At 69.2% G+C, this 16478-nt stretch carries 9 protein-coding genes and 1 pseudogene; 2 read left to right on the forward strand and 8 right to left on the reverse strand.

The genetic code is table 11. From position 1 onward, the window contains the following. Window positions 1-26: 26 nt before the first annotated feature. From BIZ42_RS05035 to pilG, 6 genes and pseudogenes are all read right to left on the reverse strand, one after another. Complete coding sequence (locus BIZ42_RS05035) at window positions 27-1334, reverse strand: chemotaxis protein CheB (protein ID WP_070425749.1); 1308 nt, start codon at window positions 1332-1334, stop codon at window positions 27-29. Continuing rightward, window positions 1300-8012: pseudogene (locus BIZ42_RS05040) on the reverse strand (Hpt domain-containing protein). The gene BIZ42_RS05035 and the pseudogene BIZ42_RS05040 overlap by 35 nt, the downstream one beginning before the upstream one ends. Before the next feature lie 94 nt (window positions 8013-8106). Further along, window positions 8107-10143 (reverse strand): methyl-accepting chemotaxis protein, encoded by a 2037-nt coding sequence (locus BIZ42_RS05045; RefSeq protein ID WP_019185136.1) that lies wholly within the window; start codon window positions 10141-10143, stop codon window positions 8107-8109. 43 nt (window positions 10144-10186) lie between these two features. Continuing rightward, entirely contained in the window at window positions 10187-10717 is a 531-nt protein-coding gene (locus tag BIZ42_RS05050; protein ID WP_019185137.1) for a chemotaxis protein CheW, read from the reverse strand. Then, a complete protein-coding gene (locus BIZ42_RS05055) occupies window positions 10717-11079 on the reverse strand; it encodes a response regulator (RefSeq protein WP_019185138.1) in 363 nt (120 codons plus the stop codon). The genes BIZ42_RS05050 and BIZ42_RS05055 overlap by 1 nt, the downstream gene beginning before the upstream one ends. A gap of 18 nt (window positions 11080-11097) precedes the next feature. Further along, window positions 11098-11499 (reverse strand): twitching motility response regulator PilG, encoded by a 402-nt coding sequence (pilG, locus tag BIZ42_RS05060; protein WP_019185139.1) that lies wholly within the window; start codon window positions 11497-11499, stop codon window positions 11098-11100. 259 nt (window positions 11500-11758) lie between these two features. Here pilG and gshB point away from each other — a divergent pair, with 259 nt between their 5' ends. Both gshB and BIZ42_RS05070 read left to right on the forward strand, forming a co-directional pair. Beyond that, entirely contained in the window at window positions 11759-12709 is a 951-nt protein-coding gene (gene gshB, locus BIZ42_RS05065; protein WP_019185140.1) for a glutathione synthase, read from the forward strand. After that, complete coding sequence (locus BIZ42_RS05070; RefSeq protein WP_070425750.1) at window positions 12706-13593, forward strand: energy transducer TonB; 888 nt, start codon at window positions 12706-12708, stop codon at window positions 13591-13593. Before gshB ends, BIZ42_RS05070 begins: the two co-directional genes overlap by 4 nt. 106 nt (window positions 13594-13699) lie before the next feature. On the opposite strand, the gene tsaB is transcribed toward BIZ42_RS05070, so the two are convergent. After that, the gene (tsaB, locus tag BIZ42_RS05075) at window positions 13700-14410 is read right to left on the reverse strand and encodes a tRNA (adenosine(37)-N6)-threonylcarbamoyltransferase complex dimerization subunit type 1 TsaB (protein ID WP_070425751.1); all 711 of its coding nucleotides are present in this window, start codon (window positions 14408-14410) and stop codon (window positions 13700-13702) included. Between the two features lie 5 nt (window positions 14411-14415). Beyond that, the gene (locus tag BIZ42_RS05080; protein ID WP_070425752.1) at window positions 14416-16473 is read right to left on the reverse strand and encodes an ATP-dependent DNA helicase; all 2058 of its coding nucleotides are present in this window, start codon (window positions 16471-16473) and stop codon (window positions 14416-14418) included. Window positions 16474-16478: the final 5 nt, after the last annotated feature.

Genomic DNA, 16478 nt, shown 5'->3' on the forward strand with positions numbered 1-16478 from the left:
ATTCCTTCAAGGGTGCGTCGGCGCGCTTACGCGTCCACGCCCCAGCGTTCGGCGATGGTGGCGGCCAGCTGCGGCGGTTCACCGGCCTGCTGGCCGGCAGCGACCACGGTACTGGCCGCCGTCGGGTCATAGCAGCCCTCGCCGATCTGACCGCCCACCCAGGCCCCGGCGGCCGCCAGGGCGAGCACGGCGTCCACCTGGGCGGCATCGGCGCCGCTGAGCAGGACCACGCCGCTGTGCAAGGCCGGCAGTGTCGCGATCTGGATGCCGGTGGGCTCGGCGATGAAATGCAGCGTGCCCTGGCGCACGACGATGCCGATGTCATCGGGCAGGATGTAGGCCTGCCCGGCTTCCACCGGCTGGGCGTCTTCGGCCAGCAGCACCGGCAGGGCGGACACCCGTGCCATCTGCTTGACCAGATTGCCGTAGCGTCCCCCGTCCAGGCGCATATGCACCAGCACCGCGGTGCTCAGCGATTCGGGCAGCGCGGCCAGCAGGCGGCGCAATGCATCCGGCCCGCCGATCCCGGCCAGGACCAGCACCGCGCCCGTGCAGCCACCGGCGGCTCCCGGCTCGGGCTCGAGCTCGACCAGCGACAGACGTTCGATGTCGAAGCGCTCCGGCGCCGGGCCCGTGTCGCTGCTCGATGGTGAGCCCGTGACCACGGCGTCATCTTCGACCAGCGACCAGCGGCTGTGGTCCCCGATCGCGGTGATCGGGTCCACCGGCGCACTGCTCGCCGCATCGTCCACCTCCAGCGCGGCCAATGCCTCTTCCAGCGACACCGGCTCGCTCAGCTCCGCGGGCACCTGGTACAGGCCATCGGCAGGCACGTCGGACGCCGCATCCTCCGCTTCGCGCAGGTGGAACTCCAGCGGCGCATCGGCATGCAACTGCGCCGGGGTGACCGGCAGGCCCGGTTCGGGCTGCAGTTGCTGGTCCTGTTCCGAGCCCGGCGGCAGCACGTCCTGGTGACCGTGCAGCTTGGCCACCAGATGCCGCGCCCAGCGCTGCGCTTCCCAGCCCTCGCGGCGCGCGGCCAGCTCGGCCTCGTCGAAGATCAGGGTCAGTGACGGCGAGCCCAGCACCGGCTCCAGCCGTTCCAGTGCGTCTTCGATCGCCGGCTCCAGCGCGATCAGCACCGCGCCGGGGTCGGCATCACGCAGGGCCTGGAGCTCGAGCGTGTTGGGGTCGTCCTCCAGCACCACGCGGGCGCCGGCATGGTCGAGCGCCTCGCGCAGCCGCTCACGCGCCGGCCCGGACCGGGCCAGCAGCGCCACCGACAACAGGGCGTGGACATCACTCGCGTGCACGGGCGATCCCCAGCAGGTCATACACGTTGCGCATCAGATCCAGCTCCTGGTACGGCTTGCCCAGGTAGCGCTGGACACCGAGTTCGAAGGCGCGCTGACGGTGCTTGTCGCCGCTGCGCGAGGTGATCATCACGATCGGCACGCCCTGGTAGCGTGGGTCGGCGCGCATGACACTGGCCAGCTCGTAGCCGTCCATGCGCGGCATCTCGATATCCAGCAGCATCAGGTCGGGCACGCGCTCGTCCAGCCGCTCCAGTGCTTCGATGCCGTCACGGGCAACCGTGACCTCGAAGTTGTGGCGCTCCAGGATGCGGCCGGTGACCTTGCGCATGGTCAGTGAATCGTCGACCACCATCACCAGCGGCACATCGCGGTCGCTGACCTTGGCGGCGGCGGTGATCGGCTTGTGCGGATTGGCCAGGTAACGACGCACCAGTGGCGCGACGTCCAGGATGACGACCACGCGGCCATCGCCGGTGATCGTCGCACCGTAGATGCCCGGTACCGAGGCGATCTGCAGGCCGACCGGCTTGACCACGATTTCGCGGTTGCCCAGCACCTGGTCGATCGCCACGGCCACGCGCAGGTCACCGGCGCGGACCAGCAGCAGCGGCACCTGGGCCTGGCCTTCGGCACGGGCCTGGGCCTGGCCGATCAGGGTGCCCAGATCGTGAAGTGCGAACTCCTCGCCACCGTAGTGGTAGCCGCCGTTGGCGGTTTCGAAACGCTCGCGCGAGATCCGGCCGATACCGCTGACCGAGGCCACCGGCACCGCGAAGGTGGTCTCGCCGATCTGTACGAACACCGCCTGGGTGACCGCCAGCGTCTGCGGCAGGCGCAGGGTGAACGTCACGCCCTGGCCGCTGACCGAGTGGATGTCCACCGAGCCGCCGAGCTGGCGCACTTCATTGTGGACCACGTCCATGCCCACGCCACGGCCGGCCAGCTGGCTGACCTGGTCGGCGGTGCTGAAGCCGGGCGAGAAGATCATCGCGTCCAGTTCGGCATCGCCCAGTACCGCATCGGCGGCGATCAGGCCACGCTGTTCGGCGCGGCGACGGATCGCCCCGCGATCCAGGCCGGCGCCGTCGTCGGCCACTTCCAGCACGATTTCCGAGCCTTCACGGCGCAGGCGGATGGCGATCTCGCCCTCTTCCGGCTTGCCGGCGGCACGGCGCTGTTCCGGAGTTTCCAGACCGTGCGCCACCGAGTTGCGCAGCATGTGTTCCAGCGGCGCGACCATGCGGTCGAGCACGTTGCGGTCCAGTTCGCCGTGGGTCCCTTCCAGGGTGACGTGAACCTGCTTGCCGGTGTCCTGTCCGGCCTGGCGAACCACCCGGCGCAGACGCGGCACCAGCCCATCGAAGGGCACCATGCGCGCGCGCATCAGGCCGTCCTGCAGTTCCGAGCTGACCCGCGACTGCTGCTGGAGCAGCACGTCGTACTGGCGCGACAGATCGTCCAGCACGCCCTGCAGGCCGCCCAAGTCGGCCGCGGACTCGTTCAGCGCGCGGCTGAGCTGCTGCAGCGTGGAGAAGCGGTCCAGTTCCAGCGGATCGAACGTGTGGTGGGCCTGGTCCTGTTCGCGCTGGTAACGGGCCACGATCTGCGCTTCGGTCTCCAGGTCCAGCCGGCGCAGCTGATCGCGCAGACGGGCATTGGTGCGGTCCAGTTCGCCCATGGCGCCGCGGAAGGCCCCGAGCTGCTGTTCCAGCCGCGAACGGTAGATCGCCACTTCACCGGCGTGGTTGACCAGGCGGTCGAGCAGATCGGCGCGTACGCGCACCTGTTCCTGCTGCGGCCGCGGCAGGCCATCCTCTTCGCTGACGGTTTCCAGCGGGACCGGTGCCGACAGCGGCGCTGCGACAAGCGCGGCGATCGCCGCCTCGACCCTGGCATCGCCGGAGGGCAGCGCATCGTTGGCGGTGTCGGCCGGCGCCGGCGCGATGCGGCCCTGGGTGCGCTGCTCGAAGGCGGCAATCAGGTCGTCGGGCATGGCCACGGTGCGGTGCTGCCCGGTACGGGTCAGCAGTTGGTGCAGGCGATCGAATCCACGCTCCAGCAGGTGCACGTCGCTGCGATCGATATCGGTGCGGTTGGCTGCCACGGCTTCCAGCAGCGACTCGATGCCGTGGCCCAGGTCGCCGATGGGATTGATCCCGGCCATGCGCGCGCCACCCTTCAGGGTGTGCAGATCGCGCTGCAGGCCAGCGATCACGTCGCGGTCCTGGGGCGCAGCGCGCAGCTCGCTGATCAGACCATCGCAGTGGTCAAGCAGGTCCTTGCCCTCCTCCACGAAGATATCGACCAGCTCCTGGTCGAGCTGGGTGAAGTCGAGTGCATCGCCCGGCCCGAGGTCGTCGCTGTCGGCCGATGCCGCCGCGAGGACGTCGGCCGGTTCCGGATCGTTGGTGAGGCTGGCCGCAGGCGCGTCTTCCAGTTCGAAGAAGCGGGCCGGGGTGGCCGCGTCGGCCGAGGTATCCGGCGCTGTGGTCTCGATCACGTCGGCGAACGCGTCGGCTTCACCCGTGTTCTCGTCGGTGGCGTCCAGACCCAGCACCCGGGTGTCCAGCGCATCCGGCGCATCGACGACGGTCAGGCCGTCGTCCATCGCCTGCTGCGCGTCCACCACCTCGCCAAAGGCCGGCGGCGGTGGCAGGACGTCGGCCAGTGCCTGCGCGTCCTCGTCGCTGTCTTCGTCGCTGCTCTCGTCGCTGCTCTGCTCGCCGTGCTGCTCGCTGTCCTGCTCGCCATCGCTCCAGCTGTCGTTGGCCGCGTCATCCACGGAGGCCGCGTAGACGCTGCCCGGCACAGGAGCATCGGCAGGGATGTCGGCAGCCGGACCGTCGGGGCCGACCGGGCGCGCCGCTGCCGGATCGGCCTGAGTGTCGGCCTGGGCGTCGGCCGGAGCGTCGGCGTCGGCCCTGGTTTCAGTGTCGGCGTCGTCCTGGCTTGCCGGGGGGGTCGGCTCGGCGAGCTGATCGAAGTAGCGCGAGAGATCCTCGGCCGAGGTCAATTCGGCCGATTCCAGGCCCGCATGCATACCGGCCGGATCGGTGTCCTCGGCCACCGCATCGGATGCTGCCTGCGCATCGGCGGCATGCGTGCTGTCGGGCAGTTCCGCGTCGAAGTAGGCGGACAGGTCGTCCGTGCCGGTCAGCTCCATGGCGATGAGCGCATCATCGTCGTTGGCCGGCGCGACCGCGTGACTGGACCCGATCACGCTCAGGCCATCGGCGTCGATCTCTGCCTCCAGCTCGTCGATGCCGGTGGTGTCATCGGCGCGCGCCAACACCGGTGCGGCATCGTCCTCAACCTCATCGCCAATCATTTCGACCGCATCCGTCTGCGCATCGGCGACCGGGGCGAACTGCCCAGGCTCGGCGGCATACGCTTCAGCTGTTTCGCCGGCGTCGATCGCTTCGTCCAATGCGTCCGTGCCGGCGGCGTCAGCCGCCTGGACGGGCAGTTCGTCGTGCACCAGGTCCAGATCGTCCTCGGCCAGGGCCGGCCAGCGCGCTTCGGGCAACGTATCGGCCAGGGCGACCAGACGGGCCGCCAAGGCGGTCTGCACGGGCACCCGCGGGGCCTCGTCCTGCAGGGCCGCCATGGTGGTGGTGATGGCGGCGCAGGTCTCGGCGAGCGCGTCCATGCCTGCCGCAGCCGGCAGCGCATCGGCCGCAAGCGAACGCTTGAGGTAGCTTTCCGCCGCGCCGGTGACGGCCGTGATCTCCGGCACATCGGTCATGGCGAAAGCACCGTTCATCGTGTGCACGGCGCGCAGCAGGCCGTCGGTCACCGGCTGCGGGGCATCGGCAGCCGCATCCAGCCACGCCTGCAGCGTCGCCTGGTGCACCTCGACCTCGGCTTCCAGGATCTCGCGCAGCACGCTGTCGATGTTGGCCGGCGTACTCTCGATCACCGGTGCAGCCTCGGCCGCAACGGTCTCCATGACCGTCGGCACCGCGGTGCTCACCGCACGCTGCAGCGGCACGTGGAAGGTCTCTTCGCCCGCGGCCACGCGATCGGCGATGGCCTGCATGGCCTGCAGATCGGCGGTGACACGGCTGCCATCGCGCAGTGCCGCATTGAGCTGCGGCAGCGCGTCGTAGGCCTGGCCGACCAGCGCAACCACGGCCGGCGAGGCCGGGCGGCTGCCATCGAGCACGCGGTTGAGCATGCCCTCGATCTTCCAGCTGAACTCGCCCAGGGTGCGCGCACCCACCAGCCGGCCACTGCCCTTGAGGGTATGGAACACGCGACGGATCGGGCGCAGGCGGTCCAGGTTGTCCGGCGCGGCGCGCCAGGCCGGAAGCAGGTTGCCCAGGTTCACCAGCTCTTCGTCGAACTCTTCGATGAACACCTCGCGGATGTCCTGGTCGATGTTCTCGCCATCGTCTTCGAAGCCCGCCTCGATGCTGATGTCATCGGCGGACGCGACCACCGTCGGGCTCCCCGCTGCGGCGGCCGTCGGCACGGTCTCGGCGTCGGCGCCTTCCGGGCGGAACTGCGCCGCGGCGGCATCCAGCTCGGCCAGGAAGCGGGTAGCGGCATCGTCCAGCTCGATACGGCCGATCACCGCATCGCGCACCGTGGCATTCGGCTGCGCTGCATCGGCTGCGGCCTCGGCCGTTTCGACATCGTCGGCGAACGGGTCGAGCGGCGGCGCGGCGCTGTCCTGCGCCGATGCGACGGGAATCTCCTGCAGGAACGTCGGCAGCGCTTGCACATCCACCTCGCCCGGCGTGACGCTGGACGAAGCCGCGGCCCCTGCATCAATGCTGTCGCTGTCGATATCAGTACCGGTATCGGTATCGGTATCGGTATCGGTATCGATGCCAGTGCCAGTGTCAGTGTCAGTGGCAGTATCGATGTCAGTGTCATCGACCTGCAGCGAGAGCACGTCATCGGCGTTGCGCAGGCCGTCATCGAAGGTGAATTCGATCGGCTCGTCGCTCAGCGCCAGCAGCTCGTGCTCGGCGGCCACCGGATCGAACCCGGCGCCGGTGGCCACGAAGGCCGGCATCTCCAGCGGGGCATCGGCGACGTCGTCGCCCATGCGATCGGCCTGCAGCGCGGGCGGCAGCGAGGCCACCCCCACGCAGCGCCGGGCGGCAGGTCGGCAATGATCGGGTCGAGATGGGCAAACGTCAGCCCTTCATCGGCGTCGTCCTGCTGGCCCAGCGTCCACTGCGGCGCATCGGCACTGACCGGCGCGGTGGAGGCATCGAACACCAGCGCCACCGGCGGCGGTGTCACGGGCGCGGCGGCCGCCGGCGGCGCATCGAAGGTGAAGTCCGGCAGCGGCGGCGGCAGGTTGGCCGGGCGCGGTACCTCGGCGGTCACCGCCAGCTCGATCGGCTCGGGGGCCGGCGCGTCCCACGGCGTCAGTTCGATGGGTTCGGGCGCAACCGGCAGCGATTCCGGGCCGGTGTCGGCGGTTGGCTGGTTCGCATCCGGCAGCGGCCAGTAACGCAGCGTTTCCAGGCTGTTGCGGGTGATGTCCAGGATGTCGTCGCGGCCCGGCCGGCGTTCGCGCAGGGCTTCCAGGTAGTACTCCAGGCTGGCCATGGCATCGGCCAGGGTATCCAGCTGGCGCCCACTGGGCACGCGCTGCTTGCCGAGCAGTTCCACCGCGATGTACTGGCGCACGCCCTGCAGGTAGTCGGCCGGGGCCGACAGATCGAGCATGCGCAGCGCGCCGGACACCTCGCCGAGCAGGCGCGGCACTTCCTGCAGCTGCTGGTGATTCCAGTTGGTTTCGATGAAGGCGACGAAATGCTCACGCGCGGCGGCGAAGTTGGCAATGGCTTCATGGGCCAGCACTTCCACCGTGCGGCGGTTCTCCACCGCGCTGGGATCGTCCTCGCCACTGCCACCGGCGCCCAGATGGGCGACCTGGTCGTCCAGCGAGGCATCCACGTACAGCAGCGCGCCGGCGATATCCAGCAACAGCGTTTCATCGATCTGCTGCACGCCCTCGACCACCTCGCGCAGCGCATCGCGCTGCTGCACGACCACGCCACGGGCCACGCCCAGGCCCATCATGCCCAGCGTATCGGCGACCGCGCCCAGCTCGTTGACCTGGGTCTGCAATTGCACCGGCTCGCCGCCGGTACGCAGGTGCAGGTCCAGCGCGTCCTTGATCCGCAGCAGCTCTTCCTTGACCGCGTTGCCGACCGTATCGAGCAGCTCGCGGTTGCGGCCGCTCAGGCTGCCACGCGCGTGGTCCAGCTCGGCCTCGGTGGCACTCGCGCTGTCCGGCGCGAAGGCGAACAGCACGCTCTCATTGATGCCCGGTGCCGCGCGTGCGGAGCGGATGTCGTTGAGCAGCGGCAGCAGCACGATCGGGATGTCGCGGTGGCCGTTCTGCAGGCGCTCCAGGTAATCGGGCAGCAGCACGCTGCCACGCATCAGCGTGGCGCAGGCTTCATCGCGGTCGGGTACGTCGCCGGCGCCGATCGCGTGGGCCAGCTGTTCCAGCTCCTCGGCCACCATCGCCGGGGCGTACAGCTCGACCATACGCAGGGTGCCCTGCACCTGGTGCAGGTAGCCGGCGCAGAAGCGCATCCGGCTGCCGTCGGCAGGGTCTTCCACGTAGTACTCGACCTCGTTGCGCACCTGGCGCAGGGTCTCGTCCAGCTCCGGCTTGACCCAGCCCAGCGCAGCGTGGCTCATGGCATCGCGCAGCGTGCTCATGCCAGGTCTCCCGGCAGCTCGGCGCACATGGCGTGCGGTGATTTCTCGCGATGCATCATCTGCTTGTTCCTTCCCTCTCCGCCCTGCCCGTGGCTCACGCCGGCAGCTTGAAGTCGGCAACCGAGCGGCGCAGGTCGGCCGCCAGCTGTGCCAGGTGGCCGATCGACTCGGCGGTCTGTCCCGCGCCCTGCGAGGTCTGGCCGGTAATCTGACGGATCACGCCCATGGTGCGGGTGATGTCCGATGCCGCGGCCGACTGCTGCTGGGCAGCGATCGAGATGTTCTTGATGAGGTTGTTCAGTGCGTTGGAGACGCGCTCGATTTCGGTCAGCGCGGTACCGGCGTCTTCGGCCAGGCGCGCGCCGGAGACCACTTCGGCGGTGGTCTGCTCCATCGAACTGACCGCTTCGTTGGTATCGGCCTGAATGGCCTGGACCAGATTCTCGATCCGTCGGGTCGCACCGGAGGTACGCTCTGCCAGGCGCTGCACTTCGTCGGCCACCACGGCGAAACCGCGACCGGCCTCGCCGGCCGAAGCGGCCTGCACGGCCGCGTTCAACGCCAGGATGTTGGTCTGCTCGGAAATGTCGTTGATCAGCTCCACGATCGAGCCGATTTCCTGCGAGGACTCACCCAGTCGCTTGATGCGTTTGGAGGTTTCCTGGATCTGGTCGCGGATCTGGTCCATGCCCTGGATCGTCTCGCGCACCACGCCGGCACCTTCGGCGGCGATGATCACCGAGCGCTGCGCCACGTCGGCAGACTCGGCCGAGTTGCGCGACACCTGCTCGATGCTCGATGCGATTTCGCCGATCCGGTCCGAGGCGGAGGTGATCTGGTTGGCCTGGTGGCCGGCTGCTTCGGCCAGCTGCATCGCAGTGGCCTGGGTTTCCTGGGTCGACACGGCAACCTTGGCCGAAGTGTCGTTGATCGTGGTCACCAGGTGGCGCAGCTCATCCACGGCGTAGTTGATGGCGTCGGCGATGGCGCCGGTCATGTCCTCGGTCACCGAGGCCTTCACCGTCAGGTCGCCTTCACCCAGCGAGCTGATTTCATCCAGCAGCCGCATGATGGCCTGCTGGTTGCGGCTGTTGTACTCCACCTGGGTCTGGTAACGCAGTTCCTGCTCGCGCGAGCGGCTGCGCACGGTGCTGCCGACGAACCCGACGATGGCGATCAGCGAGAACGCGCCGGAGGCCACGCCCAGCCAGAAGTTCGGGAACAGGCGGGTATCGCGCAGCGAGCCGAACGAAGAGAACGCTTCGAACAGCTTCTTGCTGTCGCGCAGCATGTCCGCCGAACCGCCGGTCAGGGCAGCGGCCGAAGACTGTGCGGCGAACAGCTGGCGGGAGCTGGCCAGGATCGCGTCGGCGTCCTGCTTCATGGTGTCCCACTGCTTCTGCGACTGCTCCAGCGCGGCCAGTGCCGGGCCGTTGCGGACCGCGGCGATGCCCAGTTCCTCGTTGCCATTGCGCAGTGCGTCGAGCACCTGGGTGAACACGACCGAGTCGCGGGCGAGCGCATCGCCGGCGGCGGCGGCATTGGCGCCGCCGGCGCGCATTTCCGTCACCCGGCGGGCCATCGAGCCGACCACCACCACCTGCTGCAGCGCGTTGTAGACCTGCGAGGACGGGGCGCCGCTGGCCGACATCGCGCGGACCACTTCGTTCAGCTGCGCCTGCAGGGCGGGCACGCCGTTGACGAAGTTGTTGGCATTGCCAGCCAGGGCCAGCACGGCCGGTTCGCTGGCGACCAGCTGGCCGGCGCTCTTGCCGAGCGGCTCCCAGGTCTGGATCAGCGTGTTCAGCGGCCCGGCGACATTGGTTTCGGTCCCGTAGCGGCCCTTCAGGCCGCTGACGGTGCTTTCGATGTCGCTCTTGGTCAGCTTGAACGCGGTGAACGCCTGGGCGTTGCCCGACACCGCTTCACGGCCCTGGTTGGCCAGCTGCTGCGAGAGCACCTGCAGGTTCGCGGCATCGGTACTGGCACTGGCCAGGCGACTGCCCTGCCAGGTCGCCACGCCGGTGTTGACGCCGAACACGATCATCGACACGGCCAGCAGGCCGAGCCAGAAATTGGTGCCCACCGAACCGAACTTGCCGGCCTTGGCGGATTCCGAAGCAGTACTCATCGTTCAACCTCGATCTTCAATACGGAGAGACAGGCGCCTGCGGTCAGGCCGCGGCCTGCCTGAATTCGGGGGTACGCGACAGCAGCGACAGCGAGAACACGCCCCAGTCATGGCCATCGCCATGGAAGGCGCGATCGATGAAATGTGCGTAGCGGCCGGTGGCCAGATCGCCGGCGACGATGTCCTGGTCCAGCTCGAAGCTGCGCTGGCCGAACAGTTCATCGATGGTCAGCGCCACGTCACCGCCGGCCTGGCGCATGATCAGCACGCGCTGGCCTTCCTGCTGCACGGTGCGCTCGCCTTCCAGGAAGAACTTCAGGTCGACCACCGGGAACAGGTTGCCGCGCAGGTTGCCCACGCCCAGCAGCCACGGCTGCGCGCCGGGCACCGGGGTGACCGGCGGCATCGGCACGATTTCCACCACTTCGCGGAAATCCGACACCAGCCGACGCTTGCCGACCCGGTAACCGACGCCACGCCACAGGTCCTGCGAGAACTGCCGCTCGGGCAGCTGCACCGCATGGGCCAGGCTGCGCCGCTCATAGCCCTGGAGGATGTCGAAAGGAGAACGCATCAGACCACCAACTGGTTGATCCGCGCGATCAGTTCCTCCTCGCGCGGCGGCTTGACGATGTAGTCGGCCGCCCCCTGGCGCAGCCCCCACGCCTTGTCGGTTTCCATCGCCTTGGTGCTGACGATGACCACCGGAATATGTTTGGTGGCCGCGTCGCGCGCCATCGCACGGGTGGCCTGGAAGCCACTCATGCCCGGCAGGACCACGTCCATCAGCACCAGCTGCGGGGACTGCTCGCGCACGAGCTTGAGCCCGTCCTCGGCGTTGTCCGCTTCCAGGACTTCATGACCGGCCTTGGTCAACCATTGCGTGAACACCGCACGGTCGGTCGGTGAATCCTCGATCAGTACGATTCGAGCCATTGTGCCTTTCCCCCCTGGTCAGGCGTTGACGTATGTGCGGATGGCACCCAGCAGTTCTTCACGCGTGAATGGCTTGGTCAGGTACTGCTCCGAGCCGACGATGCGGCCGCGCGCCTTGTCGAACAGGCCGTCCTTGGAGGACAGCATGATCACCGGCGTGGCTTTGAACAGCTGGTTGCCCTTGATCAGCGCACAGGTCTGATACCCGTCCAGCCGCGGCATCATGATGTCCACGAAGATGATCTGCGGCTGTTGGTCGGCGATCTTGGCCAACGCCTCGAAACCATCGGTCGCGGTCACCACCTCGCAGCCTTCCCGCTTCAACAGGGTTTCCGCGGTCCTGCGGATGGTCTTCGAATCATCGATGACCATCACGCGCAGCCCTGCGAGTTCCCCACCCGCAGCCATGTATTCAGTCATTACCTTTCCCCAAGCTCGCGACGCTTGCGCTGATCCCCGGCGCCGCTGCGAAAGCGTATCTATATCCCAATACCGGCGCGCGCTTCAAGCACACCCACCGCGGCCCCGCCGCGAGCGGCCCAGCCGGTGCGCGGCACGCCGCTTTTGCGCAAACCCGGCCCGTTCCCCGGCCGGGCCGGACACTGCGTTCCGGCCCCCGGGGCAGGCATTGCCGGGCCATTGTCGCTACCATCATCGGCCTGCCCGCCAGGTTGCGACCATGCCGTTGAATGTCATCGTGGTGATGGACCCCATCGCCCATATCAAGATTGCCAAGGACACCACCTTCGCGATGCTGCTGGAAGCCCAGCGCCGCGGCCATGCCCTGCACTACGTCAGCCCCGGTGGGCTGGCCCTGCGCGACGGCCAGGCCATCGCCCGCACCGCCCCGCTGCAGGTGCGCGAGGACAAGAACGACTGGTTCACCCTGGGCGACTTCAGCCAGACCGTGTTCGGCCCCGGCCAGGTCGTGCTGATGCGAAAGGACCCGCCGGTCGATGCCGAATTCATCTACGACACCCACGTACTCAGCGTCGCCCAGCAGGCCGGTGCGATGGTGGTCAACGACCCGCAGGGACTGCGCGACTACAACGAGAAACTGGCCGCCCTGCTGTTCCCGCAGTGCTGCCCGCCGACCCTGGTCAGCCGCCGCAACGCCGACCTGAAGGCCTTCGTGCTCGAACACGGCCAGGCCGTGCTCAAGCCGCTGGACGGCATGGGCGGCCGCTCGATCTTCCGCAGCGGCACCGGCGACCCCAACCTCAACGTGATCCTGGAAACCCTGACCGACGGCGAGCGCACGCTGGCCCTGGCGCAGAAGTTCATCCCGGACATCACCGCCGGCGACAAGCGCATCCTGCTGGTGGATGGCGAGCCGGTGGATTACTGCCTGGCGCGGATTCCGCAGGGCGACGAATTCCGCGGCAACCTGGCCGCCGGCGGCCGCGGCGAAGGCCGCCCGCTGAGCGAGCGCGACCGCTGGATCGCCGCCCAGGTCGGGCCGGAAATGAAGCGCCGCGGCATGCGCTTCGTCGGCCTGGACGTGATCGGCGACTACCTGACCGAAGTCAACGTCACCAGCCCGACCTGCGTGCGCGAGCTCGACGCCCAGTTCGGGCTGAACATCGCCGGCACCCTGTTCGACGCGATCGAGGCCGGCCTGCCGCGATGAGCGCCAGCGTCGCCCCGGTGCCGACGTGGCAGGCGCGCGAATCCCAGCGGCTGGGCGCGACCCTGACGCTGTCGGTGCTCGTGCACGCCCTGCTGATCCTCGGGGTCGGCTTCGCGGTGAGTGACAGCGCCCCGCTGGTACCGACCCTGGATGTGATCTTCAGCCAGACCCAGACCCCGCTGACGCCCAGGCAGGCCGACTTCCTGGCCCAGGCCAACCAGCAGGGCGGTGGCGACCACGACAAGGTGCAACGCCCGCGCGACAACCAGGCCGGGATCGTGCCGCAGGCGCAGGCCGGGCTGTCGCCGGTTCCGCAGCAGCGCCAGGAGGCGGCCAGCGTGCCGCCGCCGCAGACCCGCGTGGTCAACAGCCGCAATGGCACCGACACGGTTGCGGCAGCCCAGCCACAGCCGCTGCCCGAGCAGCCCCGCCCGGATGCGCCGATGACCGCGCGCGAGCAGCGTGACGTGGAGATGGCACGGCTGGCCGCCGAAGTGCACCTGCGCTCGGCGCAGTACGCCAAGCGCCCGAACCGCAAGTTCGTTTCGGCCAGTACCCGCGAATACGCCTATGCCAACTATCTGCGTGCCTGGGTCGACCGCGCCGAGCGTGTCGGCAATCTGAATTACCCCGACGAGGCGCGCGCGCGCCGGCTCGGCGGGCAGGTAGTGATCACCGTCGGGGTGCGCCGCGACGGCACGGTGGAAAGTGCCCGCATCCTGCAGTCCAGCGGCACCCCGCTGCTCGATGAAACCGCGCTGCGCGTGATCACGCTCGCCCAGCCGTTCCCGCCACTGCCCAAGACCGAGGATGCGATCGACATCCTGCAGGTCACCCGCACCTGGGTGTTCCTGCCCGGCGGGGAGCTGCGCGACGACCGCTGATCGCGCGCAAGGTCCAGCCACGCATGGCGTGGCTCTACAAGAACGCCGCGCAGGTCGTGCCACGCCATGCGTGGCTGGGGCTTACGATGCGATGCGCAGCTGGACGCTACGAGGCCGCCTGCTTCGCCGCCCGCGCGGCCTGCTGTTCCACCAGGGTCAGGGCCACGTTGTCGCGCAGATACGCCGGCTCCACCAGCTCCGGGGCCACGCCTTCGCCGCGCTGGAACGCCGGCACCGCCAGCGCAAGCACATCCGACGCACGCGGCAATGCCTGCGCGTCCACGCCGGTCAGCTGATCAGCCAGCCGCGTGGCCAGCACGCCCTCGGCCGCATCAAAGCCAGTCCCCACGCCGAACCAGCGCGAGCCCCCGGGCAACACCACCTGCTCGGGCGCGCAGACGATTTCCTCGCCCTGCAGGTGCCACTGCCCGTCGATCCGGACATGGCGCGCGGCATAGACCTCGCCCATGCGCGCATCAATGCTGGCCAGCACTTGATCGGCGTCCGCCGGCGCACGCAGCGCCAGCGCCTGCAGGGTGGAGACCGCGATCAGCGGGCGGTCCAGCGCCAGGGCGATGCCCTGGGCGATGGCGATCGCCAGCCGCACCCCCGTGAACGCGCCCGGGCCGCGGCCCAGTGCGATCGCATCCAGCTGCGAACGGGCCACCCCCGCCTCGGCCAGCAGCGCCTCGGCCCAGGGCAGGCTGAGTTCGGCGTGGCGGCGCGGCGCGATCTCGAAGCGCTCAGTGACCTGCCCATCCACATACAGGGCGACGGAGCAGGCTTCGGTGGCGGTTTCAAAGGCGAGCAGTTTCATGGCGGTCAGAACAGGGAAGTAGGAAAGTCATCGGTCGGCGGTACAGCCCGCGCGGACGGCGCAGCGACGGGCGCCGGTGCAGGCGGAGCGCCGAGGACGGGCCATTGTGGCGCAAAGAAGGCCTGCACATCGGCCAGCGAGCGGGTGCGACGGAACGGCGGCAGCGAATCCAGGAAGATCCGGCCGTAGCCGCGGCTGAGCAGGCGCGGGTCGCACAGCACCAGCACCCCGCGATCGGTCTCGCTGCGGATCAGGCGACCCACGCCCTGCTTGAGCGCGATCACCGCCTGCGGCAACTGCTCGTCGCGGAAGGGATTGCCGCCATCGCGGCGGATCGCGTCCAGTCGCGCCTCGAACACGGGATCATCCGGCGCGGCGAACGGCAGTTTGTCGATCACCACCACGCTCAGCGCATCGCCCACCACGTCCACGCCCTCGCGGAAACTGGCCGAGCCCAGCAGCACCCCATTGCCCGACTCGCGGAACCGCTGCAGCAAGGTCGCGCGCGGCGCCTCGCCCTGCACGAACAGTGGCCACGGTGCATCGCGCAGCGCCTCGGCGGCTTCGCGCAGCGCGCGGTGCGAGGCGAACAGCAGGAACGCGCGCCCGTGCGAGGCCTCCAGCACCGGGGTCAATGCGCGAATCAACGCGGTGCCGAAGCCACGCGCGGCTGGATCGGGCAGATCGGTCGGCAGGTAGCACAGCGCCTGATGGGCCCAATCAAACGGGCTGGGCTGCAGCAGGCTGACCGGATCATCCAGGCCCAGCCGTTGGGAAATATGCGCGAAACCGCCGTCCACGGTCAGCGTGGCCGAGGTGAACACCCAGGCTGCCATCGAGCGTTGCCGATGCTCGCGCAGCGGGCCGGACACATCCATCGGCGTGCGCTGGCAGCGGAAGCCACGCGGGGTCAGCTCGTACCAGAGCACCTCGGCCGGTGGCGGCGCCTGCTCAGGGTCGGTGTCGAAATCCAGCATCGGCGCATCCTCACCGAGCCAGCGCGACAAGCGGGAGACGGCGTCCATCGCCCGCGCATGGCAGGCATCCAGGCCGGGCGATGCTTCACGCACGCCCGCCAGCGCATCGCGCAGCTGCACCAGTGTGCTCATCGCCGTGTCGAAGCCATCGCGCACCTGCGGCACGGTCAGCGCACGCCACTGGGTGCCGCGCGGCGGCAGCCCATCCATCGCTACGCGCAGGTCGCGCAGGGTCTGCTCGAGTGCGGCAGCCGGCACCTGCAACGCCGCCTGGGCACCGGCCACGCTGCGGCTCTCGGCCAGGCAGTCGCGCGCCAGTTCCTGCCACGGGCGCATGCCGAAGCCTTCACCGAAGAAGTTGGCGGCCAGTTCCGGCAGCTGGTGCGCCTCGTCGATCACGAACGCCTGCGCGCCGGGCAGGATTTCGCCGAAGCCTTCCTGCTTGAGCGCCAGATCGGCCAGCAGCAGATGGTGGTTGACCACCACGACGTCGGCGGCCTGCGCCCGCTGCCGTGCCTGCACGACGAAGCAGTCGTCCCAGAACGGGCATTCGGTGCCCAGGCAGTTGTCGACGGTGGAGGTCACCATCGGGTACAGCGGCGAGTCTTCCGGAAGCGCGTCCAGCTCGGCCATGTCGCCGAATTTCGTGCGTCCGGACCATGCGAGGATCCGCTGGAACTGTGCGACCTGCTCGGGGGAGCTGAAGCGGGGTTCGCCGCGGGCCTGCTGCAACCGATAGCGGCACAGGTAGTTGGCACGCCCTTTCAACAGCGCGCTGCTGTGCCCTACGCCGAGCGCGGCACGCACCCGCGGCAGATCGCGGTGGTACAGCTGGTCCTGCAGCGCGCGGGTGCCGGTGGAGATGATGGTCTTCAGCCCCGACAGCAGCGCGGGCACCAGATACGCGTAGGTCTTGCCGGTGCCGGTACCGGCTTCGGCCAGCAGCACGTCGCGCTGATCGAACGCTTCGGCGATCGCCGCGGTCAGGCGCAGCTGGGCCGGGCGCGGTACGAAGGCATCGAGCTGGCTGGCGAGCGCCCCGCCCTCACTGAGGGCATCGCGGCTGGCGTGGGCAAGTTGGGACATGACGC

It is taken from the genome of Stenotrophomonas sp. LM091 (genome assembly GCF_001806305.1).
GTDB classification, from domain to species: Bacteria; Pseudomonadota; Gammaproteobacteria; order Xanthomonadales; family Xanthomonadaceae; genus Stenotrophomonas; species Stenotrophomonas bentonitica_A.